Below are 24271 nucleotides of genomic sequence, written 5' to 3'. Positions count from 1 at the left end.
TCCAAAGCATAAAAAATATGAATTTGAGTTATTTAATGTAACCCCATAGGATCGGCCTCACAAGCCAAAGGGTTATTGATAAGCCCAGGGCATAGAAACAAGCTGATGAGGAACCGTCTGATGGCCGGCAAAACGCTCTACGACAAGCTCTGGGATTCGCATTTGGTCAAGCAGCGCGACGATGGCTCGGCGCTGATCTACATCGACCGTCACATCATCCACGAAGTGACCTCGCCGCAAGCCTTCGAAGGCCTGCGTCTGGCCGGGCGCAAGCCGTGGCGCATCGATGCCAACATCGCGACCCCGGACCACAACGTACCGACCACGCCAGAGCGCAAGGGCGGCATCACGGCCATTGCCGACCAGGTCTCGCGTTTGCAGGTTCAGACCCTCGATGACAACTGTGATGAGTACGGCATCGTCGAGTTCAAGATGAACGACATTCGTCAGGGCATCGTCCACGTGATCAGCCCGGAGCAAGGCGCAACCTTGCCGGGCATGACCGTGGTCTGCGGCGACTCGCACACCTCGACCCACGGCGCCTTCGGTGCCTTGGCGCACGGGATCGGCACTTCCGAGGTCGAGCACGTGCTCGCCACCCAGTGCCTGGTCGCCAAGAAGATGAAAAACATGCTGGTGCGCGTCGAAGGCCAGTTGCCGTTCGGCGTGACCGCCAAGGACATCGTCCTCGCGGTGATCGGCAAGATCGGCACTGCCGGCGGTAACGGCCATGCCATCGAATTCGCCGGCAGCGCGATCCGTGATCTGTCCGTCGAAGGCCGCATGACCATCTGCAACATGTCCATCGAAGCCGGCGCCCGTGTGGGCCTGGTGGCTGCGGACGAAAAGACTGTCGAATACGTCAAGGGCCGTCCGTTCGCGCCGAAAGGCGCGCAGTGGGATCAGGCGGTTGAAGCCTGGAAAGACCTGGTTTCCGACGCTGATGCCAAGTTCGACACCGTAGTCGAACTGGACGCCGCGCAGATCAAGCCGCAAGTCAGTTGGGGCACTTCGCCTGAAATGGTGCTGGCCGTTGATCAGAACGTGCCGGATCCAGCCAAAGAGATGGATCTGGTCAAGCGTGACTCGATCGTCCGCGCCCTGAAATACATGGGTTTGAGCGCCAATCAGGCGATCACCGACATTCAGCTGGATCGCGTGTTCATCGGCTCCTGCACCAACTCGCGCATCGAAGACTTGCGCGCTGCGGCCGTGATCGCCAAGGGTCGCAAAGTCGCTTCGACGATCAAGCAGGCAATCGTCGTACCGGGCTCGGGTCTGGTGAAGGCGCAGGCGGAAGCCGAAGGTCTCGACAAGATCTTCCTCGAAGCCGGTTTCGAATGGCGTGAGCCGGGTTGCTCGATGTGCCTGGCGATGAACCCGGACCGTTTGGAGTCCGGCGAGCATTGCGCCTCGACCTCCAACCGTAACTTCGAAGGCCGTCAGGGCGCCGGTGGTCGTACCCACCTCGTGAGCCCGGCCATGGCCGCTGCGGCGGCGGTGAACGGTCGTTTCATCGACGTTCGTGAATTGATCTGAAGGAGAGCGCAGCATGAAAGCTTTTACCCAGCACACTGGTCTTGTCGCGCCTCTGGATCGTGCCAACGTCGACACCGACCAGATCATTCCCAAGCAGTTTTTGAAGTCGATCAAGCGCACCGGTTTCGGCCCGAACCTGTTCGACGAGTGGCGTTACCTGGATGTCGGCCAGCCGTATCAGGACAACTCCAAACGCCCGTTGAACAAGGATTTCGTGCTCAATGCCGAGCGCTATCAAGGCGCCAGCGTGTTGCTGGCCCGTGAGAACTTCGGTTGCGGCTCCAGCCGTGAACACGCCCCGTGGGCGCTGGAAGAATACGGTTTCCGCAGCATCATCGCGCCGAGCTACGCCGACATCTTCTTTAACAACAGCTTCAAGAACGGCTTGCTGCCGATCATTCTGAGCGACGCTGAAGTTGATGAACTGTTCAAGCAGGTCGAGGCCGCGCCGGGCTATCAGTTGCAGATCGATCTGCACGAGCAGACCGTGACCAGCCCGAACGGCAAGGTGTACCGCTTCGAGATCGACGCGTTCCGCAAGCATTGCTTGTTGAATGGGCTGGATGATATCGGCCTGACCTTGCAGGACGGTGATGCGATTGCCGCGTTCGAGGCCAAGCATCGTGTGAGCCAGCCTTGGTTGTTTCGCGACGCGTAATGATTTGCGGCGACACGGAAAAGATCGCAGCCTTCGGCAGCTCCTACATGGGCTGCGTAAACCTGTAGGAGCTGCCGCAGGCTGCGATCTTTTGATCTTGAAAATGAAAGGAAACCGCCATGACCAGCACCGCCCAGCACACCCAGGTTGTACAAAAGCAATTCGGTGAACAGGCCGCCGCCTACCTGAGCAGCGCTGTTCACGCTCAAGGCACCGAATTCGCGCTGCTACAGGCTGAACTGGCCGGGCAGGGCGCGGCCCGGGTGCTGGACCTGGGTTGCGGCGCCGGTCATGTGAGTTTTCATGTGGCGCCGCTGGTCAAGGAAGTGGTGGCCTACGACCTGTCGCAGCAAATGCTCGATGTGGTCGCCGCCGCGGCGGTTGATCGCGGTTTTGCCAACATCTCCACGGTCAACGGCGCCGCCGAGCGTCTGCCGTTTGCCGATGGCGAATTCGATTTCGTGTTCAGCCGTTATTCGGCGCACCATTGGAGCGACCTCGGCGTGGCCCTGCGCGAAGTGCGTCGGGTGCTGAAACCGGGTGGTGTGGCGGCGTTCGTTGACGTGTTGTCACCGGGCAGCCCGTTGTTCGACACCTATTTGCAGAGCGTTGAAGTGCTGCGCGACACCAGCCATGTGCGCGATTATTCTGCCGGCGAGTGGCTGCGTCAGGTCAGCGAGGCCGGGCTGCATACCCGCAGCACCACGCGTCAGCGTCTGCGTCTGGAGTACAGCAGCTGGGTCGAGCGCATGCGCACGCCCGAGGTGATGCGCGCGGCGATTCGCCAGTTGCAGCAGTCGATGGGCAACGAAGTGCGCGAATATTTTGAGATTGATGCCGACGGCTCGTTCAGTACAGATGTAATCGTATTGATGGCTGAGCGATAAGAATTTTTCCGGGCGCGCCCTGAGTGGCGCACCGACTGATGACATGAGGAAAGCATGAGCAAGCAGATTCTGATTCTCCCAGGTGACGGTATTGGTCCGGAAATCATGGCCGAAGCGGTCAAGGTGCTGGAGCTGGCCAACGACAAGTACAGCCTGGGCTTCGAGCTGAGTCATGACGTGATCGGTGGTGCCGCCATCGACAAGCACGGCGTGCCGCTGGCCGACGAAACGCTCGACCGTGCCCGTGCCGCCGACGCCGTCCTGTTGGGCGCCGTGGGCGGCCCGAAATGGGACACCATCGAGCGTGACATCCGCCCTGAGCGCGGCCTGCTGAAGATTCGTGCGCAACTGGGCCTGTTCGGCAACCTGCGTCCGGCGATCCTCTACCCGCAACTGGCCGACGCTTCGAGCCTGAAGCCGGAAATCGTGGCCGGTCTGGACATCCTGATCGTGCGTGAGCTGACCGGTGGCATCTACTTCGGCGCGCCACGTGGCACCCGCACCCTGGACAACGGCGAGCGTCAGTCCTACGACACCCTGCCGTACAGCGAAAGCGAGATCCGCCGCATCGCCCGCGTCGGTTTCGACATGGCCATGGTTCGCGGCAAGAAGCTGTGCTCGGTGGACAAGGCCAACGTGCTGGCGTCCAGCCAACTGTGGCGTGAAGTGGTCGAACAAGTGGCCAAGGATTACCCTGAAGTCGAACTCAGCCACATGTACGTCGACAACGCCGCCATGCAACTGGTGCGCGCACCGAAGCAGTTCGACGTGATCGTCACCGACAACATGTTCGGCGACATCCTGTCCGACGAAGCCTCGATGCTCACCGGTTCGATCGGCATGCTGCCGTCGGCTTCGCTGGATTCGAACAACAAGGGCATGTACGAGCCTTGCCACGGTTCGGCGCCGGACATCGCCGGTAAAGGCATTGCCAACCCGTTGGCGACCATTCTGTCGGTGTCGATGATGCTGCGTTACAGCTTCAATCTGCACGATGCGGCCGATGCCATCGAGAAAGCCGTCAGCGTGGTGCTGGATCAAGGCTTGCGTACCGGTGACATCTATTCAGCCGGTTGTACCAAAGTCGGAACGCAGGAAATGGGTGACGCAGTAGTCGCCGCGCTGCGGAATCTGTAATCTCTCGGGCCCGCTGCGAAATTCAATACAAAGCAGCGGCCCACTTTTCAAGAAGGTGTAGTTGCGATGAAACGTGTAGGTCTGATCGGTTGGCGCGGCATGGTCGGTTCCGTGCTCATGCAGCGGATGCTGGAAGAGCAGGATTTCGATCTTATCGAGCCGGTGTTTTTCACCACTTCCAATGTCGGTGGCCAAGGCCCGTCCGTGGGCAAGGACATTGCTCCGCTCAAGGACGCTTACAGCATTGAAGAGCTGAAAACCCTCGACGTGATCCTGACCTGCCAGGGCGGCGACTACACCAGCGAAGTGTTCCCGAAGCTGCGCGAAGCCGGCTGGCAGGGTTACTGGATCGACGCGGCTTCCAGCCTGCGGATGAACGATGACGCTGTCATCATTCTCGACCCGGTCAATCGCAAGGTCATCGACCAGCAACTGGACGCGGGCACCAAGAACTACATCGGCGGCAACTGCACCGTCAGCCTGATGCTGATGGGCCTGGGTGGTCTGTTCGAAGCCGGCCTGGTCGAGTGGATGAGCGCCATGACCTATCAGGCGGCCTCCGGTGCCGGCGCGCAGAACATGCGTGAACTGATCAAGCAGATGGGCGCGACCCATGCTGCGGTGGCCGATCAACTGGCCGATCCGGCCAGCGCGATCCTCGACATCGACCGTCGTGTGGCCGAAGCCATGCGCAGCGACGCGTACCCGACCGAGAACTTCGGCGTACCGCTGGCCGGCAGCCTGATCCCGTGGATCGACAAGGAACTGCCGAACGGCCAGAGCCGTGAAGAGTGGAAGGCCCAGGCCGAAACCAACAAGATCCTCGGCCGCTTCAAGAGCCCGATCCCGGTCGACGGTATCTGCGTGCGCATCGGCGCCATGCGTTGCCACAGCCAGGCGCTGACCATCAAGCTGAACAAAGACGTGCCGATCGCCGACATCGAAGGGCTGATCAGCCAGCACAACCCTTGGGTCAAACTGGTACCGAACAACCGCGACATCAGCATGCAGGAGCTGAGTCCGACCAAGGTCACCGGCACCCTGAACGTCCCGGTGGGTCGTCTGCGCAAGCTGAACATGGGTTCGCAATTCGTCGGTGCCTTCACCGTAGGCGACCAACTGTTGTGGGGCGCGGCCGAACCGCTGCGTCGCATGCTGCGGATCCTGCTTGAGCGTTGATAGCTTGATGCAATGAAAGAACCCGTGCCTTGTGAGAGGTGCGGGTTTTTTTATGGCATTTTAAAAGATCGCAGCCTTCGGCAGCTCCTACAGAATCGGGTTCACACGCAACTCCTGTAGGAGCTGCCGAAGGCTGCGATCTTTTGCTCTAAATTGCCGAACCGCCAGTCACCCGGTAAAGTGCCGCTCCCCCCGTTTCGCCAGAGGTAGAACCATGACCCAGACCCTTGATATTGCCGTCGTCGGCGCCACCGGTACTGTCGGCGAAACCCTCGTACAGATTCTCGAAGAGCGCGACTTTCCGGTCGGTAACCTGCACCTGCTGGCCAGCAGCGAATCCGCTGGCAGCTCGGTGCTGTTTCGCAACAAGAACGTGCGCGTGCGTGAAGTCGACGAGTTCGATTTCAGCAAGGTCAAACTGGTGTTCTTCGCCGCTGGCGCTGCGGTTTCCCTGAGCTATGCGGCGCGGGCCCACGCGGCCGGTTGCTCGCTGATCGATCTGTCCGGCGCATTGCCGGCCGAGCAGGCGCCGCAAGTGGTGCCGGAGGCCAACGCCGAGGTCATTGCCGGTCTGAAAGCACCGTTCCAGGTCAGCAGCCCAAGCCCTTCGGCGACGACGCTGGCCGTGGTGCTGGCGCCGCTGCTCGATTTGCTCGAACTGCAATACGTCAACGTCACCGCCAATCTGGCCGTATCCGCCCAAGGTCGCGAAGCCGTGACCGAGCTGGCGCGGCAGACCGCTGAGTTGCTGAACATGCGTCCGCTGGAGCCGACTTTCTTTGATCGGCAGATGGCCTTCAACCTGTTGGCGCAGGTCGGCACGCCGGACGCTCAAGGCCACACGCTGCTGGAAAAACGCCTGGTGCGCGAGCTGCGTCAGGTGTTGGCGCAGCCTTTATTAAAGATTTCCGCTACTTGCGTTCAAGCCCCGGTGTTTTTTGGCGATAGCTATAGCGTGACCTTGCAGTCAGCGAGCGCGGTCGACCTGGAAAAGGTCAACGCCGCACTGGAAGACGCACCCGGCATCGAGCTGGTTGAAGCCGGCGATTACCCGACAGCGGTGGGTGACGCGGTGGGGCAGGACGTTGTCTATGTTGGCCGTGTGCGCGCCGGTGTCGACGACCCGGCGGAACTTAATCTGTGGCTGACGTCAGATAACGTACGCAAAGGTGCGGCTCTCAACGCTGTGCAGGTTGCTGAATTGTTGATAAAAGACCTGCTGTAAAAGATACTTGGCAACAATTTGTCGACTGATTCTAGGTGAGCGCTATGCTTGCCCGGAGCACTTGATAACGTGTCACCCTCCGGGACTTTCCGGGGCATCAAAGAAATGATCGCGCGCGGCTTGTGTCGTCGTCGCGCGCAATGCCTTACGGCAGCGGCAATCAACATCTTCTCGCTGGCCGAGGAACGTTCAAACAAAGGATGAGGCTATGGTTCAAGTTCGCAAACTGGTGTTAGCAATAGCGGCCGCCTCGGCGCTGTCCTCCGGTATGGCGCATGCCCTCGGGCTCGGGGAGCTGACCCTGAAGTCGACCCTGAACCAGCCGCTGGTGGCCGAGATCGAGTTGCTCGACGTCAAGGATCTCACCGCTGCCGAAGTGGTGCCGAGCCTGGCTTCACCCGAAGATTTCGCCAAGGCCGGTGTTGATCGCCAGGCCTTCCTCAACGACCTGACGTTCACCCCGGTGCTCAACGCCAGCGGCAAGAGCGTGCTGCGCGTGACGTCGAGCAAGCCGCTGTCGGAACCGATGGTGAAATTCCTCGTGCAGGTGATGTGGCCGAATGGCCGTCTGCTGCGCGATTACAGTGTGCTGCTGGATCCGTCGAAATTCTCGCCACAGACCGCTGACGCCGCCGCGCAACCGGCGCCGTCGCAGACCATCACCGCACCGACCACCGGCGCCACGCACCCGAATCAGTACACCACCACGCCGCGCGATACCTTGTGGGAGATCGCCGCGAAGGCGCGCACCGGCGGCTCCGTGCAGCAAACCATGCTGGCGATTCAGGCGCTGAATCCGGATGCGTTCATCGATGGCAACATCAACCGGCTGAAAACCGGTCAGGTGCTGCGCCTGCCGGACTCGGTGGAAAGCACCGCGCTGCCACAGTCCAAGGCGATTGCCGAAGTTGCCGCGCAGAACGAAGCCTGGCGTCAGGGCCGTCGCTATGTGGCCAAGCCGGGTACCGGCCAGCAGCAACTCGACGCAACCAAGCGTGGTCGCAGCAACGCCGGCACCGGCCAGAATGCCAAAGACAACTTGAGCCTGGTCTCCGCCGAAAGTGCCAAGGCGCGGGGCAAAGGCCCGGCCGGCGATGCCAAGGCCTTGAGCAACAAACTGGCGGTGACTCAGGAAAGCCTCGACACGACCCGTCGTGACAACGAAGAACTGAAAAGCCGCATGGCTGATCTGCAAAGTCAGCTGGACAAGCTGCAGCGCCTGATCGAGCTGAAAAACAATCAACTGGCGAAGATGCAGGCCGAGGGTCCGGGCACTGCGCCAGCCGCCACCGCTGCCGTACCGGCGATCACCGCCGAACTGGCCGCAACGCCGCCAGCGACGCCGGCGGAGGCCGCACCTACCCCGGAATCGGCGATTGCGCCACCGGTCGACACGCCTGCCGAGACGCCAGTGGTTGCGCCAAAACCGGTAGTCGATGAAGACAAAACCTTCAATGAACTGCTGACCAATCCGATCCTGCTGGGGCTGATCGGCGGCGGTGCGGTGGTGCTGCTGCTTCTGCTGTTGCTGCTGGCCCGTCGCCGCAAAGCCCAGCAGGAAGCCGAGAAACACCTGCGCATGGCCCGCGCGTTGGCTGAAGAGCAGGAGTTCTCTGCCGAGCAGGATCTGCCGGAAAGCAGCTTCGAAGGTCTGGAAACACCTGCCGCCAGCGTCAAGCTCAACACCCCGGCATCTGCGCCAGCGCCTGCTGCGGTAGTGGCTCCGGTGGTGATGGCCGAGCCGATTGCCGCGCCATTGGTCGCGCCGGCCGCCGAGCGTTCCGATGACGTGCTGGACAAGGCTCAGTCGCATATCAATGCCGGTCGCTTGAATCAGGCTGCCGCGCTGCTGGAAGAGGGCGTCAGTCTTGAACCGCAACGCAGTGATCTGCGGCTGAAACTGATGGAAGTTTATGGTCAACAGGGTGACCGCGATGCGTTCGTCGGTCAGGAGCGCCAGCTGGTGGCCAATGGCGACAACTTCGCCAAGGTCGAAGAGCTGAAAAAACGCTTCCCGGCCATGGCTGTAGTCGCGGTTGCGGGTCTGGCTGCAGCGGCGGCCGCTGCCGAACTCGATGCGCAATACGTCAAGGAGCTGCTGCTTGACGAGCCAGAGGCGCCTGCACCTGAGCCTGCGGCAGATGATCTGGACAGCGCGTTCGATCTGAGTCTGGACGACCTCGACAACATCACCCCGGTTGAGCCTGCGCCTGTCGTCGCACCTGAAGCTCCGGTGGAGCTGGACGAATTCCCGGCTGACGACGATCTGAGCTTTGAGTCGGTGCTGCAACAGCAGACCGAAATCAAAGAGAATCTCGACGACTTGTCGGATTTCGACCTCGATCTGGACCTCGGTGCCGAGCCTGCGCCAGCCCCGATGGCTGACCTGGCGGACGATGACTTCCTGCTGGATCTGGACGAAGGCGTGAAAGACCTGTCGCCGGCCGAGCCTGTGGTCGCCAGCGAAGTGCCACAGGACGATCTGGAGCTGCCCGCCGATTTCGATCTGTCGCTGGCCGACGAAATGGACACCAACCCGGCCGAACCGGATGCCTTCGCGGCAGAGCTGGATGACGTCAACGCCGAGCTGGATCGTCTGTCGCAGAGCATCGCCGAGCCGACCTTCACCGAAGCCGACGCGGCCATGGGCGATGAACTGGGCGAAGACGACTTCGACTTCCTCGCCGGCACCGACGAAGCCGCCACCAAACTCGATCTGGCCCAGGCCTACATCGACATGGGCGACAATGACGGCGCGCGCGACATCCTCAACGAGGTGTTGACCGAAGGTGACGAGAAGCAGCGGGGCGAGGCCAAGGAAATGCTTTCGCACCTGGCTTGAGTCAGCGGTAAATCAAAAACGGCAGCCCGATCAAGGCTGCCGTTTTTGTTTGCTTTTTAATATCAAAAGATCGCAGCCTTCGGCAGCTCCTACAGAGGAACGTAATCTCATGTAGGAGCTGCCGAAGGCTGCGATCTTTTGATCTTGAAACTGGCATCCCCGACCCACAGCCTTATAATGCCCGCCTTTGTACATCAGCAGGCTGTCCCACCTTGGCAAACATAGATAATCCGGCCGCCGAAATGGCACCCGAAGGCTTTTACCGCGTGGCACTGGGCGTCGAGTACAAAGGCTCGCGCTACAGCGGCTGGCAGCGTCAGTTGACCGGCGTGGCCACGGTGCAGGAAGAGCTTGAAAAAGCCTTGTCGAAAGTCGCCAATTCGCCGATTTCGCTGCAGTGCGCCGGTCGCACCGATGCCGGGGTGCATGCGTGCGGGCAGGTGGTGCACTTCGATACGCCGGTCGATCGTTCGCTGAAAGCCTGGGTGATGGGCGCCAATATCAATCTGCCCCACGACATCAGTGTCAGTTGGGCGCGGGTGATGCCGGCGCATTTCCATGCGCGGTTCAAAGCCATCGCCCGCCGTTATCGCTATGTCATCTACAACGATCAGATTCGTCCGGCGCATCTCAACGAAGAGATCACCTGGAACCACCGCCCACTCGACGTTGAGCGCATGGCTGAAGCGGCGCAATACCTGATCGGCACTCACGATTTCAGTGCGTTCCGCGCCGGCCAGTGTCAGGCCAAGTCGCCGATCAAGAAGATGCATCATCTGCGCGTGACCCGTCACGGCAAGATGATCGTTATCGATATTCGCGCCAACGCCTTTTTGCACCACATGGTGCGCAACATTGCCGGTGTGCTAATGACCATCGGTGCCGGCGAGCGCCCGGTCGAGTGGATGAAGGAAGTTCTGGAAAGCCGCGAGCGCCGTTCCGGTGGCGTGACGGCGCATCCGTACGGGCTGTATCTGGTGCAGGTCGAGTATCACGACGAATTTCCGTTGCCCGAGCGTTTTATCGGGCCACATTTCCTTACGGGTTTCTCGGAACTTGACGGCTGACGCCCTCGAACGCATTTGTTACCATCCGGGACTTTCCCGAATTTGACGCGGAGTTTTTCTCGATATGTCAGCCGTTCGCAGCAAGATCTGCGGGATTACCCGCATAGAAGATGCGTTGGCAGCGGTCGAGGCCGGGGCGGATGCGATCGGGTTCGTGTTCTACGCCAAGAGCCCGCGTGCAGTGAGCGTGCAGCAGGCAAGGGCGATCATCCAGGCCTTGCCGCCGTTCGTGACGACGGTGGGCCTGTTCGTCAATGCCAGCCGCTGCGAGTTGGGGGAAATCCTCGATGCCGTGCCGCTGGATCTGTTGCAGTTCCATGGCGACGAGACCGCGCAAGATTGCGAAGGCTGGCATCGTCCGTACATCAAGGCATTGCGGGTCAAGGCCGGCGACGACATCGCGGCTGCCGTTGATGCCTATCCGAGTGCCAGTGGCGTGCTGCTCGACACCTACGTCGAAGGCGTGCCTGGCGGAACCGGTGAGGCGTTCGACTGGTCATTGATTCCGCAGCAATTGAGCAAACCGCTGATCCTGGCGGGTGGCCTGTCTCCGGAAAACGTCGCCGACGCCGTGGCCCGGGTCAAACCGTACGCCGTTGATGTCAGCGGCGGGGTAGAGGCGAGCAAGGGCATCAAGGATCCTGCGAAGATCCGCGCGTTCATCAATGCCGTACGCAGCAGCTCGCAGGGAGCGTCTACTTCGATGTGACGGCTGGCAGTCTGCCGCCGTCCATCAATGCACTTGCACAAAGCAGGCGAGGCTGAGGGTTTCTGGAGTTGCACGCAGGTCATGTTTCGCGCTGACCGCGGCGTTCCACCAACCATCGCCACACACATGAATTTAGCTGAAGGGCATACGCGGGGCTGCGAACCAGAGCGTTCGGGCCGCCGGTACTGGAGAAAGAAAGCATGAGCAACTGGTTGGTAGACAAACTGATCCCTTCGATCATGCGGTCGGAGGTCAAGAAGAGCTCGGTGCCTGAAGGTCTGTGGCACAAATGCCCGTCCTGCGAGGCTGTGCTGTATCGCCCTGAGCTGGAAAAGACCCTGGATGTTTGCCCCAAGTGCAACCACCACATGCGCATCGGCGCACGGGCGCGTATCGACATCTTCCTGGATGCCGAAGGTCGCAACGAGCTGGGCGCAGACCTGGAGCCGGTTGACCGTCTGAAATTCCGCGACGGCAAGAAGTACAAGGACCGTCTGGTCGCCGCACAGAAGCAGACCGGCGAAAAGGACGCGCTGATCTCCGTCAGCGGCACCTTGCTGGGCATGCCGGTGGTGGTGTCGGCGTTCGAATTCAACTTCATGGGCGGTTCCATGGGTGCCATCGTCGGAGAGCGCTTCGTGCGCGCCGCCAACTACGCCCTGGAAAACCGTTGCCCGATGATCTGCTTCGCCGCCTCCGGTGGTGCGCGCATGCAGGAAGCGCTGATCTCGCTGATGCAAATGGCCAAGACGTCGGCCGTACTGGCGCGTCTGCGTGAAGAAGGCATTCCGTTCATCTCGGTGCTGACCGATCCGGTCTACGGCGGTGTTTCCGCCAGTCTGGCGATGCTCGGCGACGTGATCGTCGGTGAGCCAAAGGCGCTGATCGGCTTCGCCGGTCCGCGCGTGATCGAGCAGACCGTGCGTGAAAAGCTGCCGGAAGGCTTCCAGCGTAGCGAGTTCCTGCTGGAGCATGGCGCGATCGATCTGATCATCGATCGTCGTGAACTGCGTCCACGTCTGGGCAATCTGCTGGCGCAGCTGACCGGTCAGCCGACACCGACCTACGTCGCCGCTCCTGTCGAGCCAATCGTCGTTCCACCGGTGCCTGCCAACGTATGACCGAGCGTACCCTTGGCGAGTGGCTCGCCTACCTTGAACAGTTGCATCCATCGGCCATCGACATGGGGCTGGAGCGTTCGCAACGGGTAGCGTCCCGCATGGGACTGGGCCAGCCGGCGCCTCGGGTGATCACGGTCACCGGCACCAACGGCAAGGGTTCAACCTGCGCTTTCGTGGCTTCATTGCTACGGGCGCAGGGCCTGAGCGTAGGTGTCTACAATTCTCCGCACCTGCTGCGTTACAACGAGCGGGTGCAGCTCAATGGCGTCGAAGCCACTGACGCACAGCTGTGCGAGGCCTTCGCTGCAGTCGAGGCCGGGCGTGGCGACACTTCCCTGACTTACTTCGAAATGGGCACCCTGGCGGCGTTCTGGCTGTTTCAACAGGCAAAACTTGACGCTGTGGTGCTGGAAGTCGGTCTGGGCGGGCGTCTGGATACGGTCAATGTGGTAGATGCCGATGTCGCGCTGGTCACCAGCATTGGCGTTGATCATGCCGAATACCTGGGTAACACCCGTGAATCCGTGGCTTTCGAGAAGGCCGGGATTTTCCGTCAGGGCAAACCCGCCTTGTGTGGTGATCTGAATCCTCCGCAACCGCTGCTCGACAAGGCGCGCGAATTGGCGTGTCCGTTTTTCCTGCGTGGGCGTGATTTCGATCTGGGTATCACTGATCAGCATTGGCAATGGCGCGGTACCGATGCGCAAGGCCTGCAGGTCGAACTGCATGATTTGCCGTTGCTCGATCTGCCGATGGAAAACGCTGCGCTGGCCTTGCAGGCGTATCTGTTGCTCGGTCTGCCGTGGGATGCCTCGCAGATCGTTGCAGCCTTGCAGGCGACTCGCGTGGTCGGGCGTCTGGATCGTCGCTCCTTTGACTTCAATGGCAAGCGCTTGAACCTGCTGCTGGATGTGGGACACAACCCGCACGCGGCGGAGTATCTGGCGCGGCGTCTGGTCAGTCGGCCACCGGCGGGCAAACGTCTGGCGGTGTTCGGCTTGCTGGCCGACAAGGATCTGGATGGTGTTGTCGGCGAATTGAATGCTAGTGTCCAGCATTGGGCGGTCGCGCCGCTGGATTCGCCGCGTTCGCGTCCGGCCAGTGAATTGCACGCCGGGTTGCAGAACCTTGGCGCATCCGTCACGTCCTATGACAGTGTCGCGGCGGCGCTGGAAGGGCAGTGCGCAGTGGCCACCAGTGACGACGAGATTCTGTTGTTCGGATCATTTTATTGTGTCGCCGAGGCCCTTGAATGGCTGGCCCGGCGCTCCACGGAGGAAGCGGCAAATGGCTTTGCTGGATAAAGCGTACAAGCAGCGCATGGTTGGCGCCCTGGTGCTGGTGGCACTGGCGGTGATTTTCCTGCCGATGCTGTTTTCCCGCCAGGACGAGCAACGTCAAGTGACAGTCGAGGCGCCATCTGCACCGCAAGCGCCGGCTGTGCCGCAAGTGCAGCTCGAGCCGGTGGCCGTGCCTGAGCCGCAAGCGCTGCCGCAGGAGCCGGTACCGAGCGATGACGAAGTGGCCGAGCAATCGGCGCCGTCGATGCCGATTGCCGCAGCACCTGCACCGGCACCCGCGCCGACCCCGGCTCCGGCAGCCAAACCGGTTGCGCCTGCGCCCGTTGCCAAACCTGCTCCGGCACCGGCTCAGCCGATTGCTGCGGCTGCGACCAAACCTGACACCGCGCAAAGCCGGGTCGATGCGAACGGTCTGTCGGTCAGCTGGTCGGTGCAACTGGCCAGCCTGTCGAGCCGAGAGGGCGCGGAATCGCTGCAGAAAACCCTGCGCAGCCAAGGCTACAACGCTTACATCCGTTCCGCCGATGGCAAGAATCGGGTGTTCGTCGGGCCGCTGATCGAACGTGCCGAGGCTGATCGCCTGCGGGATGTGTTGAGCCGTCAGCAGAACCTCAAGGGTTTTGTCGTGCGCTTTCAGCCCGAGCGCGGCTAGGATCTATCGATTCGATTGAAATGCACTGAAAATCGCAGCTTACCGACAGCGGTGCGCTCTGCTAAAATGCGCCGCCTTATCCGTCTGTAGGCTGCACTGTGCCATTTACCCTGGTTGACTGGGCGATCGTTGCAATCATCGCCATCTCCGCTTTGATCAGTTTGAGCCGCGGCTTCGTCAAGGAAGCATTATCGCTGGTGACCTGGATCATCGCAGGAGCGGTTGCCTGGATGTTCGGTGGCTCACTGTCCGAGTACCTCGCCGGATACATCGAAACCCCATCGGCTCGCGTGATCGCGGGCTGTGCCATCATGTTTGTCGCCACACTGATCGTGGGCGCAATGATCAATTATCTTATCGGCGAGTTGGTGCGCGTGACCGGGTTGTCTGGCACCGACCGATTCCTGGGCATGGCCTTCGGCGCGGCGCGTGGCGTGTTGCTGGTGGTCGTGGCAGTCGGGCTGTTGAGCCTGGGGCCGGTACAGCAGGACGGGTGGTGGAAAGAATCACAGCTCGTGCCAAAGTTTCTATTGGTCGCCGACTGGTCCAAAAACCTGATTCTCGGGTGGAGCAGTCAGTGGCTTGCCAGCGGAATCAGCGTACCCGCTGATATTCCGTTCAAGGAGCAACTCTTGCCGTCGGCCAAAACGCCTCAGTGAGTGTTGTTCAGTTCAGATCCATTAAGTAGGGGTTGCGTCGCATGTGTGGCATCGTCGGTATCGTCGGTAAGTCGAACGTCAATCAGGCGCTGTATGACGCGCTAACCGTGCTCCAGCACCGCGGCCAGGACGCTGCCGGTATCGTGACCAGCCATGATGGCCGGTTGTTCTTGCGCAAGGACAATGGTCTGGTGCGTGACGTGTTTCAGCAGCGTCACATGCAGCGCCTGGTCGGCCACATGGGTATCGGCCACGTGCGTTACCCGACCGCCGGCAGCTCGACCTCGGCCGAAGCGCAGCCGTTTTACGTCAACTCGCCTTACGGCATCACCCTGGCGCACAACGGCAACCTGACCAACGTTGAACAGTTGGCCAAGGAAATCTACGAATCCGACCTGCGTCACGTCAACACCAGTTCCGACTCGGAAGTGCTGCTCAACGTGTTCGCCCATGAGCTGGCCCAGCGCGGCAAGCTGCAGCCGACCGAAGAAGACGTGTTTGCCGCCGTGACCGACGTGCACAACCGTTGCGTCGGCGGTTACGCGGTGGTAGCGATGATCACCGGTTACGGCATCGTCGGTTTCCGTGATCCGCACGGCATCCGTCCGATCGTGTTTGGCCAGCGTCACACCGACGAAGGCGTCGAGTACATGATCGCTTCCGAAAGCGTGTCGCTGGACGTGCTCGGTTTCACCCTGATCCGCGACCTGGCCCCGGGCGAAGCGGTCTACATCACTGAAGACGGCAAGCTGCACACCCGTCAGTGCGCGACCAACCCGTCCCTTACCCCGTGCATCTTCGAACACGTTTACCTGGCGCGTCCGGATTCGATTATCGACGGCGTGTCGGTTTACAAGGCGCGTCTGCGCATGGGCGAGAAACTCGCCGAGAAGATCCTGCGCGAGCGTCCGGAGCACGACATCGACGTGGTCATCCCGATTCCGGACACCAGCCGCACCGCCGCGCTGGAGCTGGCGAACCATCTGGGCGTGAAATTCCGCGAAGGCTTCGTCAAGAACCGTTACATCGGCCGGACCTTCATCATGCCGGGCCAGGCGGCGCGCAAGAAGTCGGTTCGCCAGAAGCTCAACGCCATCGAGCTGGAATTCCGCGGCAAGAACGTGATGCTGGTCGACGACTCGATCGTGCGCGGTACCACCTGCAAGCAGATCATCCAGATGGCCCGTGAAGCCGGCGCGAAAAACGTCTACTTCTGCTCGGCGGCCCCGGCCGTACGCTTCCCGAACGTTTACGGCATCGACATGCCGAGCGCTCACGAACTGATCGCACACAATCGTTCGACTCAGGACGTGGCGGATCTGATCGGCGCAGACTGGCTGATTTATCAGGACTTGCCTGACTTGATCGAGGCGGTCGGTGGCGGCAAGATCAAGATCGAAAACTTCGATTGCGCGGTGTTCGACGGCAAGTACGTCACCGGCGACGTCGACGAGGCTTACCTGGACAAGATCGAGCAGGCACGCAACGATGCTTCCAAGGTCAAGACCCAGGCGGTCAGTGCGATTATCGATCTGTACAACAACTGAGTTTCTACCGGCCCTGAGGGGCCGGTTTTGTATCTGGCAAAAGACTTTCATTTATTCAGAACAGGGCAAGGAGTGACAGCATGAGTCAGGAATGGGATGCCGGTCGGCTGGACAGCGACCTCGAAGGCGTAGCGTTCGATACCCTGGCCGTACGTGCCGGTCAGCACCGTACGCCGGAAGGCGAACACGGTGATCCGATGTTCTTCACTTCCAGCTATGTGTTCCGTACCGCCGCCGACGCGGCCGCGCGCTTTGCCGGGGAAGTGCCGGGCAACGTTTACTCGCGTTACACCAACCCGACTGTGCGCGCGTTCGAGGAACGTATTGCTGCGCTGGAGGGCGCCGAGCAAGCGGTTGCCACTGCCACGGGCATGGCCGCGATCATGGCGGTGGTGATGAGCCTGTGCAGCGCCGGCGATCACGTGCTGGTGTCGCGCAGCGTGTTTGGTTCGACCATCAGCCTGTTCGAAAAGTACTTCAAGCGTTTCGGCGTGGAAGTTGATTACGTGCCGCTGGCCGATCTGTCGGGTTGGGAAGCGGCAATCAAGCCGAACACCAAGCTGTTGTTCGTCGAGTCGCCGTCCAATCCGTTGGCCGAGCTGGTGGATATCACCGCGCTGGCGGAAATCGCTCACGCCAAAGGCGCGATGCTGGTGGTCGACAACTGCTTCTGCACGCCTGCCTTGCAGCAACCGCTGAAACTCGGTGCGGACATCGTCGTGCACTCGGCGACCAAGTTCATCGATGGCCAGGGCCGTTGCATGGGCGGTGTGGTGGCCGGTCGCAGCGAACAGATGAAAGAAGTCGTCGGTTTCCTGCGCACCGCCGGGCCGACCCTGAGCCCGTTCAATGCGTGGATCTTCCTCAAGGGCCTGGAAACCCTGAACCTGCGGATGAAGGCGCACTGCGCCAACGCTCAGCAACTCGCCGAGTGGCTGGAGCAGCAGGACGGTATCGAGAAGGTGCATTACGCCGGGCTCAAGAGCCATCCGCAACACGAGCTGGCCCAGCGTCAGCAGAAGGGCTTCGGTGCGGTAGTCAGTTTCGAGGTCAAGGGCGGCAAAGAGGGCGCATGGCGCTTTATCGATGCCACCCGCTTGATCTCGATCACTGCCAACCTTGGTGACAGCAAAACCACCATCACCCATCCGAGCACCACCTCCCACGGCCGTCTGGCGCCGCAGGAGCGTGAGGCGGCGGGGATTCGTGACAGCCTGATCCGCATTGCGGTCGGTCTGGAAGACGTGGCGGACCTGCAGGCCGACCTGTCGCGCGGTCTGGCGGCGTTGTGATCGAGTTGTCGACGCCGACGGCGGGTACCCATGGCCGTGTGGCGCTGGTCACCGGCGCCGCGCGTGGCATCGGTCTGGGCATCGCGGCCTGGCTGATCAGCGAAGGCTGGCAAGTGGTGCTGACCGATCTTGATCGGGCACGCGGTTCGAAAGTGGCGAAGGTGCTGGGCGAGAATGCCTGGTTCATCGCCATGGACGTGGCGGATGAAAGTCAGGTGGCATTGGGTGTTGCTGAAGTGCTTGGGCAATTCGGTCGTCTCGATGCGTTAGTGTGCAACGCGGCGGTGGCTGATCCGCACAACATCACCCTGGAAAGTCTGGATCTGGCGTACTGGAATCGGGTGCTGGCAGTGAATCTCAGCGGGCCGATGCTGCTGGCCAAGCACTGCGCGCCGTATCTGCGCGCGCACAACGGCTCGATCGTCAATCTGGCCTCGACCCGTGCGCGGCAGTCGGAGGCAGATTCCGAGGCTTATGCGGCGAGCAAGGGCGGGTTGTTGGCGCTGACTCATGCGTTGGCGATCAGTCTTGGGCCGGAGATTCGGGTCAACGCGGTCAGTCCCGGCTGGATCGATGCGCGGGATCCTTCTGCGCGTCGAGCTGAGCCGCTGGCCGATGCCGATCATGCGCAGCATCCGGCGGGCAGGGTAGGGACGGTCGAGGATGTGGCGGCGATGGTTGCGTGGCTGTTGTCGCGCAATGCCGGGTTTGTGACCGGGCAGGAATTCGTCGTGGATGGTGGCATGACGAAAAAGATGATCTACAGCGAGTAGATCTCCTTTTTCTACTGAATTTGCGTTGAATGAACTGACGTCTTCGCGGGCAAGCCCGCTCCCACATGAGGAATGCATTTCCCTGTGGGAGCGAGCTTGCTCGCGAATGCAGTCTTGCAGGATGGAAACAATTTCGTCTTTTTCAGAAAAACTTCAATCCTGCTATTGACTTAGGTTCGCTACCTGCGTAAATTTCGCGGCCTCGGAGATGCAAACGGGTGATTAGCTCAGCTGGGAGAGCGTCTGCCTTACAAGCAGAATGTCGGCGGTTCGATCCCGTCATCACCCACCACTCCCGAGAAACTTGCGAAAGCAAGAGGTAGGCTGAAAGTGCCTCCACCGACGCGCAGCGGTAGTTCAGTCGGTTAGAATACCGGCCTGTCACGCCGGGGGTCGCGGGTTCGAGTCCCGTCCGCTGCGCCATATTTTACGAGTCAGACATTGTCTGGTTCGCGATTGAAAAGCACCGAAGCTTTCAGTCAAAACGAGTTAATTGAGCGCAAGCTCAAAGCGATACGCAGCGGTAGTTCAGTCGGTTAGAATACCGGCCTGTCACGCCGGGGGTCGCGGGTTCGAGTCCCGTCCGCTGCGCCATATCTGTTTCAAGGACCACTGAACGCCTTGAAACACCGAAAGCAACCGCTGGTTGTTTCGGAATCGATAGCAAAGACCCTGGTCGAAAGACCGGGGTTTTTTGTGTCTGAAATTTGGCTTTCCTCTCTTCCTCCCTCCTCAATCCAGCGCAAATCCCTGTGGGAGCGAGCCTGCTCGCGAAGGCGTCGGCACGTTAAAAATCAGTATTGGCTGGAAGAACGCTTTCGCGAGCAGGCTCGCTCCCACAAGGGGTGTCGATATGCCCTGCGATCTGCTGCGGTGCCACGTCGCATTGATTTTTTGATTCTTTAGTCAAATTTTTGTAACTGGTTGTTTGCTGCGAGCGCGGAAACCTTTAAAGTTAACCTTTCGGTCAGCTTTGCACTGTCAACACGCCCTTTGTTTCGCCAAGAAGGGCTTCTGCAAGACTCGAGATTCCCAGTAGATAACCAGAAGGGCGGACACATAACCGCCCAGAGGATGATCCATGTCCAACCGTGATATATCCCGGCGCTCGTTCCTCCAGGGCGGGCTGGTGGCGGGTGTGAGCGTCACGCTCACGCCGCTCAGCAGCCAGGCGCTGGCTGCCTTGATGGAAACCAGCGTCACCGTGCCGTCCGAGAAGTGGCTCGGCAACAACGGCAAGGCGCGTCAACGTAATGATGCGCTGTCCAAAGTTTGCGGCAGCAAAGTATTTGCCCGCGACATTCGCTCCAAGGACATGCCGGGCTGGCCTGAGCAACAGGGCCACGCCATGCTGCTGAAAACCATCAAGGCCGACCGTATCTACGCTGGCTACGACCTGTCGTGGCTCGGTGCCGACTTGCAACCTGACCGCATCGTCACCGCCGCCGATCTGGACAAGGACGGCATCGTCTTCCCGGAAGAGCACGCGCCGGACCCCTTGCTGCCGGAAGGCAAAGTGCCGATGTTCATCGGTCACCCGGTAGCAATCCTGATCTGGAACGATTTCGAGCGTTTCCGCCAGGCCAAGAACAAACTCAAATTCAATGACAAGGCGATTCGTTACGGTGCACAAGTGCCGTACTACGAAGGCGACCCTTATGGCAGCTTCCGCTACGTGCGCGTGGGCGGTCCGACCTCGGCCGACGAAGACGAATTCGCCAGCCTGAAAGACTCGATCCTGTTCCCGATGCTGAAGAACCGTCGGCCGGTGTGGAATTCCCAGCCGAACCTGCACGGCAACCTGACTGAGCGCGGTCTGTTCTACGCCGATCGCATGAAAAAACAGATCGACACCCCGCCAGACAACTGGCTGGTGTTCGACGAGCGCTACAAGACCCCGTCGATCGAACCGGCCGCAATGGAGCCGGACAACGGCAACGGCTGGTACGACCCGAAAACCAAGACCCTGCATTTCGTGGTCGCCACTCAGTGCCCGCTGGAAGCGGCGACCGAGACCGCGAAAATGATCGCGCCATCGCGCTTCGGCCTGGCCAACCTGAACATGCACCCGGGTTACACCGTGGGTTACGGTTCCAAAGACCACAACATCTTCGTCTACTACGCGGCCCTCGCGGCGCTGTACGGTGCCGGTGTGCCGATCCGTCTGGCGAATGACCGCTACGAGCAGTTCCAGAGCGGCATCAAGCGCCACCCGTTCGACATCCGCTATCAACTGGCGGTGGACAAGAACGACTACAGCTTCAAGATTTTCCGCGCTGAAATGAGCGTCGATGGTGGCGGTCGCATCAACTACAGCCCGTCGGTGGCGGCGGTGGGTGCTACGGCTGCGCAGTCGATCTACTACATGCCGCAGAATGACCTGCAGGTCACCGCTTACCATTCGCGAGGTGTTGAGGCGGGTTCGATGCGCGGTTACGGTACCCTGCAAAGCATGGCCTCGACCGAAATGATGGTCGACGAAATCGCCAATCGTCTCGGCGTTGACGCGATTGATCTGCGTCGCAAGAACGCCTTGCGTTCGGGGATGAAAAACACCCAGGGCGCGATCCCGGCGGGTGCTTTGCGCCTGCACGAAATTCTCGACAAGGCCTCGGTGCACGAAGTCTGGAAAAACCGCGACGCGATCAAGAAACAGCGCGAAGCTGCCGACCCGGACAACTGGTACGGCGTGGGTTTCGCCATTTGCCAGAAAGACTTCGGCACCGGTTCGGAAGCGCCGATGGCCAGCATCGAATTCACCGCTGAAGGTCGCATCACCCTGCGCCACATCGGTATCGAAATCGGCACCGGCATGTCCACGTCGCAGGCGCTGGTCGTTGCCGATTTCCTCGGCAGCCCGGCGCACGACGTGAAGACCGGCGAAACCGAATGGCAGGAAATGCAGCTGATCACCAGCGGCAACCCTTACATCATGAGTCAGGCCGAGCAGGACAACCTGCTGCGCAACCCGCGCTGGGTTGGCAAGCTGGCCTCGGCATCGTCCGCGACCAACTCGGCTTACTACTTCAGCCACGCCACCCGTGAAGCGGCGCGCGTGCTGTTCAACAACGGCTTGTGGCCGGCGGCTATGGAAATCTGGCGTCAGGGCCCTTACGGCGGTCAAGCCAACCCTTACGTGGTGCGTCGTGAAGATGCGCATTGGGTCGACGGCAAACTCACTGCCAACGGCATGCAGCCGTTGAGTTTTGAAGAGCTGGCCAAGCGCGCTCACGAGCGCGGTCTGGTCACCGGCGCCACCGTTCACGCGTTCAACCGCTGGAGCTGGGCCGAGGCCGAATACAGCATCGACGGTGTGCGCGAGCGTCTGCCGCTCGACGGTCTGGCGGTGAAGTACGGCGATGGTGCGCCGAAGGCGAAGAAGGCGCTGATGAACACGGCGGGTTTCCACCTGCTGGATCGCCAGAACATCAACTACCCGGTGGTTCAGTTGAACAACGCTGCGGTGACTTACTACAGCCCGGTCGCGACGCTGGTCGAGCTGAAGGTCAATAAAGGCTCGGCGGAAGTCGAAGTGCTCAACCACCATTCGTGGGTCGAGTGCGGTCGGGTGCTGGTCGAAGAACTGGTCAAGGGCCAGCTTGAAGGCGGGATCGCGATGGGTATCGGTCACGCATTGATGGAAGAGATGCCGCTGTACGAAGGCGGACCGGGGGAGGGTGACTGGAACTTCAACCGTTATCGCCTGCCGATGGCCCGTCACGTCGCGGTGTGGAAGCAGACTGCGGAGATTCTGCCGCCGCTGTCACCAAGCGATCCGTCCAAAGGCATCGCTGAAGTGGTGATGATCCCGGTGGTCGGTGCCATCGGTAACGCGGTGGCGCACGCCATCGGTAAACGTGTTCGCGATCTGCCAATCACTGCTGCGCGCATCAAGGAGGCCCTCAATGGCTAACCGTCCGCTTCAACTGACCCTCAATGGTCAATCCGTCGGCCCGGTGGACATCCCTGATGACCTGCCGATGATCGACTATCTGCACGAATACAAGAACCTCACCGGTTCGCGCCTGGGCTGCGGCCAGGGTATCTGCCACGCCTGCGTGGTGATCGTCGACAACCCGGACGGCACCAGCGAAGAAGTGCGCACCTGCATCACTGGCGCGCATTACTTCGAAGGCAAAAAAGTCCGCACCATCGAAAGTCATGCCAAGCGTGATGAGAGCGGTCAGGTCACCGAGCTGAACCCGATCCAGCAGCGGTTCGTCGACGAATTCGCCTTCCAGTGCAGCTACTGCGCGCCGGGCTTCGTCAACGCCGCGACGGTGCTGGTGGAGAAGCTGCAGCGCCAGCCGATCGTCAAAAGCCAGCTGGAAAAAGTCATCGAGGACAGCCTCGGCCACCACATCTGCCGTTGCACCGGGTACGTGCGTTACTACAACGCCACGCGCAACGTGCTGACCGATCTCGGCCTGGTCAAGGAGGGTTGAGCATGAAGCATCTATTGACCCGCCTGACCCTGGCGGTCGGGCTGGCTGCGCCGGTGTTGTTTGCTCACGCGGATGATCAGGTCAAGCGTGGCGAATACCTCGCCCGCGCGGCCGACTGCATGGCGTGCCACACCGCACCGGGCGGCGCGCCGTTTGCTGGCGGGCTGCCGATCGTCTCGCCATTCGGCACGATCTACGGTACCAACATCACCCCGAGCAAAGAGCACGGCATCGGCTTGTACAGCGATGACGAATTCTTCGCTGCGCTGACCGAAGGCAAGCGTCGCGACGGCGCCAATCTGTATCCGGCGATGCCCTACACCTCGTATCACTTGGTGCCGCGGGAAGACTCGGACGCGATTCATGCGTACCTGAAAACCATCGAGCCAATCGAGCGCGCCGCGCCGGTCACCAGCCTGAGTTTTCCGTTCAACGTGCGTCCTGGTCTGATCGGCTGGAACATGCTGTACGGCAAGGCCTTGAAGCTGGAATCTGCCGAAGGCAAAAGCGAAGCCTGGAAGCGCGGCCAGTACATGGTCGAAGTGCTCGGTCACTGCGGCGAATGCCACACGCCACGCGGTCTGCCGGGCGCGATGCAATTGGACAAGCGCCTGACCGGCGGCATCCTCAACGGTTATCTGGCACCGAGCCTGCTCGCCACCGATCTGGCGGCGCGTGGCTGGAATCAGCAGGACTTGAGCGCGTTCCTCAAGCACGGCATGAGCGCCCAGGGCACGATGTTCAACGAGATGTTCCCGGTGTTTCACAACAGCACCCAGGGCCTGAACGATCAGGATCTGGCGGCGATGGCGACGTTCCTGCTTGGCGACAAGCCGCCCGCGGCGAAAGAGCTGACTGAAGTGTCGCTGGACAAGCTCAGCCCGAGCGCCCAGCGCGGCCGTCAGGAATATTTGAACGTCTGCGCCGGTTGCCATGCTGCCGGTGGCGAAGGCAAGCCGCACATCGCCGTGGCCATGCGCGGCAACACCACGCTGCGTCTGGAAGATCCGCGCAATCTGTTGCGGGTGATCGAGGACGGCATCGGCGAGCAGAAATTCGCCGGGTTCGAACACATGCAGCCGATGCCGGGTTTCGCCGACAAGCTCAAGCCTGAGCAACTGACCGATCTGCTGAACTACCTGCGTCAAGGCTGGGGCGGTCAATCGGCTGAACTGGCGGTCAGCGACGTGCAGAAGCTGCAGGCTGACGCTCCGGCCGTCGAGCACAAGGCGCACTGA

General features: G+C 60.9%; 19 protein-coding genes and 3 tRNA genes. All 22 read left to right on the top strand.

Translation table 11 applies throughout. From position 1 onward, the window contains the following. Positions 1–120 precede the first annotated feature (120 nt). The 22 genes from leuC (at position 121) to ACYZUM_RS15600 (ending at position 24271) form a co-directional block, all read left to right on the top strand. Positions 121–1539, top strand: coding sequence for a 3-isopropylmalate dehydratase large subunit (leuC, locus tag ACYZUM_RS15705; protein WP_095668812.1), 1419 nt, complete (start codon positions 121–123; stop codon positions 1537–1539). Positions 1540–1552: 13 nt separating this feature from the next. After that, positions 1553–2197 (top strand): 3-isopropylmalate dehydratase small subunit, encoded by a 645-nt coding sequence (leuD, locus tag ACYZUM_RS15700; RefSeq protein WP_108183240.1) that lies wholly within the window; start codon positions 1553–1555, stop codon positions 2195–2197. A gap of 119 nt (positions 2198–2316) precedes the next feature. Next, positions 2317–3084: a class I SAM-dependent methyltransferase gene (locus ACYZUM_RS15695; RefSeq protein ID WP_142579995.1), complete on the top strand. Its 768-nt coding sequence runs from the start codon at positions 2317–2319 to the stop codon at positions 3082–3084. A 54-nt stretch (positions 3085–3138) separates the two neighbouring features. Then, complete coding sequence (gene leuB, locus ACYZUM_RS15690; protein WP_108183238.1) at positions 3139–4221, top strand: 3-isopropylmalate dehydrogenase; 1083 nt, start codon at positions 3139–3141, stop codon at positions 4219–4221. 66 nt (positions 4222–4287) lie between these two features. Further along, positions 4288–5400 carry an aspartate-semialdehyde dehydrogenase gene (asd, locus tag ACYZUM_RS15685; RefSeq protein ID WP_003226428.1) on the top strand — a complete coding sequence of 371 codons (1113 nt, stop codon included), beginning with the start codon at positions 4288–4290 and terminating at the stop codon, positions 5398–5400. 214 nt (positions 5401–5614) lie between these two features. Then, positions 5615–6625 carry an aspartate-semialdehyde dehydrogenase gene (locus ACYZUM_RS15680; RefSeq protein WP_108183237.1) on the top strand — a complete coding sequence of 337 codons (1011 nt, stop codon included), beginning with the start codon at positions 5615–5617 and terminating at the stop codon, positions 6623–6625. Between the two features lie 208 nt (positions 6626–6833). Then, the gene (locus ACYZUM_RS15675) at positions 6834–9467 is read left to right on the top strand and encodes a motility hub landmark protein FimV (protein ID WP_108183236.1); all 2634 of its coding nucleotides are present in this window, start codon (positions 6834–6836) and stop codon (positions 9465–9467) included. Between the two features lie 242 nt (positions 9468–9709). Then, complete coding sequence (truA, locus tag ACYZUM_RS15670) at positions 9710–10534, top strand: tRNA pseudouridine(38-40) synthase TruA (RefSeq protein ID WP_198758510.1); 825 nt, start codon at positions 9710–9712, stop codon at positions 10532–10534. A gap of 64 nt (positions 10535–10598) precedes the next feature. Then, positions 10599–11243 carry a phosphoribosylanthranilate isomerase gene (locus ACYZUM_RS15665; protein ID WP_108183234.1) on the top strand — a complete coding sequence of 215 codons (645 nt, stop codon included), beginning with the start codon at positions 10599–10601 and terminating at the stop codon, positions 11241–11243. A 200-nt stretch (positions 11244–11443) separates the two neighbouring features. Beyond that, entirely contained in the window at positions 11444–12364 is a 921-nt protein-coding gene (gene accD, locus ACYZUM_RS15660) for an acetyl-CoA carboxylase, carboxyltransferase subunit beta (protein WP_041066058.1), read from the top strand. After that, positions 12361–13668, top strand: coding sequence for a bifunctional tetrahydrofolate synthase/dihydrofolate synthase (folC, locus tag ACYZUM_RS15655; RefSeq protein ID WP_108183233.1), 1308 nt, complete (start codon positions 12361–12363; stop codon positions 13666–13668). Before accD ends, folC begins: the two co-directional genes overlap by 4 nt. Then, on the top strand, positions 13652–14317 hold the full coding sequence (locus tag ACYZUM_RS15650) for an SPOR domain-containing protein (RefSeq protein WP_041066065.1): 666 nt from the start codon (positions 13652–13654) through the stop codon (positions 14315–14317). Before folC ends, ACYZUM_RS15650 begins: the two co-directional genes overlap by 17 nt. Positions 14318–14415: 98 nt before the next feature. Then, a complete protein-coding gene (locus tag ACYZUM_RS15645; RefSeq protein ID WP_007961197.1) occupies positions 14416–14976 on the top strand; it encodes a CvpA family protein in 561 nt (186 codons plus the stop codon). Between the two features lie 41 nt (positions 14977–15017). Further along, on the top strand, positions 15018–16523 hold the full coding sequence (gene purF, locus ACYZUM_RS15640; RefSeq protein WP_003226416.1) for an amidophosphoribosyltransferase: 1506 nt from the start codon (positions 15018–15020) through the stop codon (positions 16521–16523). Between the two features lie 80 nt (positions 16524–16603). Further along, entirely contained in the window at positions 16604–17815 is a 1212-nt protein-coding gene (locus tag ACYZUM_RS15635) for an O-succinylhomoserine sulfhydrylase (RefSeq protein WP_108183232.1), read from the top strand. Continuing rightward, on the top strand, positions 17812–18588 hold the full coding sequence (locus ACYZUM_RS15630) for an SDR family oxidoreductase (RefSeq protein WP_041066071.1): 777 nt from the start codon (positions 17812–17814) through the stop codon (positions 18586–18588). The genes ACYZUM_RS15635 and ACYZUM_RS15630 overlap by 4 nt, the downstream gene beginning before the upstream one ends. A gap of 216 nt (positions 18589–18804) precedes the next feature. After that, a tRNA-Val gene (locus ACYZUM_RS15625) sits at positions 18805–18880 on the top strand. Between the two features lie 54 nt (positions 18881–18934). Further along, positions 18935–19011: transfer RNA gene (locus ACYZUM_RS15620), tRNA-Asp, on the top strand. Positions 19012–19105: 94 nt separating this feature from the next. Next, a tRNA-Asp gene (locus tag ACYZUM_RS15615) sits at positions 19106–19182 on the top strand. A 487-nt stretch (positions 19183–19669) separates the two neighbouring features. Further along, positions 19670–22501: a xanthine dehydrogenase family protein molybdopterin-binding subunit gene (locus tag ACYZUM_RS15610; RefSeq protein WP_108183231.1), complete on the top strand. Its 2832-nt coding sequence runs from the start codon at positions 19670–19672 to the stop codon at positions 22499–22501. After that, positions 22494–23033: a (2Fe-2S)-binding protein gene (locus tag ACYZUM_RS15605; protein ID WP_003226408.1), complete on the top strand. Its 540-nt coding sequence runs from the start codon at positions 22494–22496 to the stop codon at positions 23031–23033. Before ACYZUM_RS15610 ends, ACYZUM_RS15605 begins: the two co-directional genes overlap by 8 nt. A gap of 2 nt (positions 23034–23035) precedes the next feature. Further along, positions 23036–24271, top strand: coding sequence for a c-type cytochrome (locus tag ACYZUM_RS15600; protein WP_108183230.1), 1236 nt, complete (start codon positions 23036–23038; stop codon positions 24269–24271).

This window comes from Pseudomonas sp. m6p, from assembly GCF_055760375.1.
Note: the sequence above shows the minus strand (reverse complement) of the source record. Positions and strands in the feature narration are given on the sequence as shown.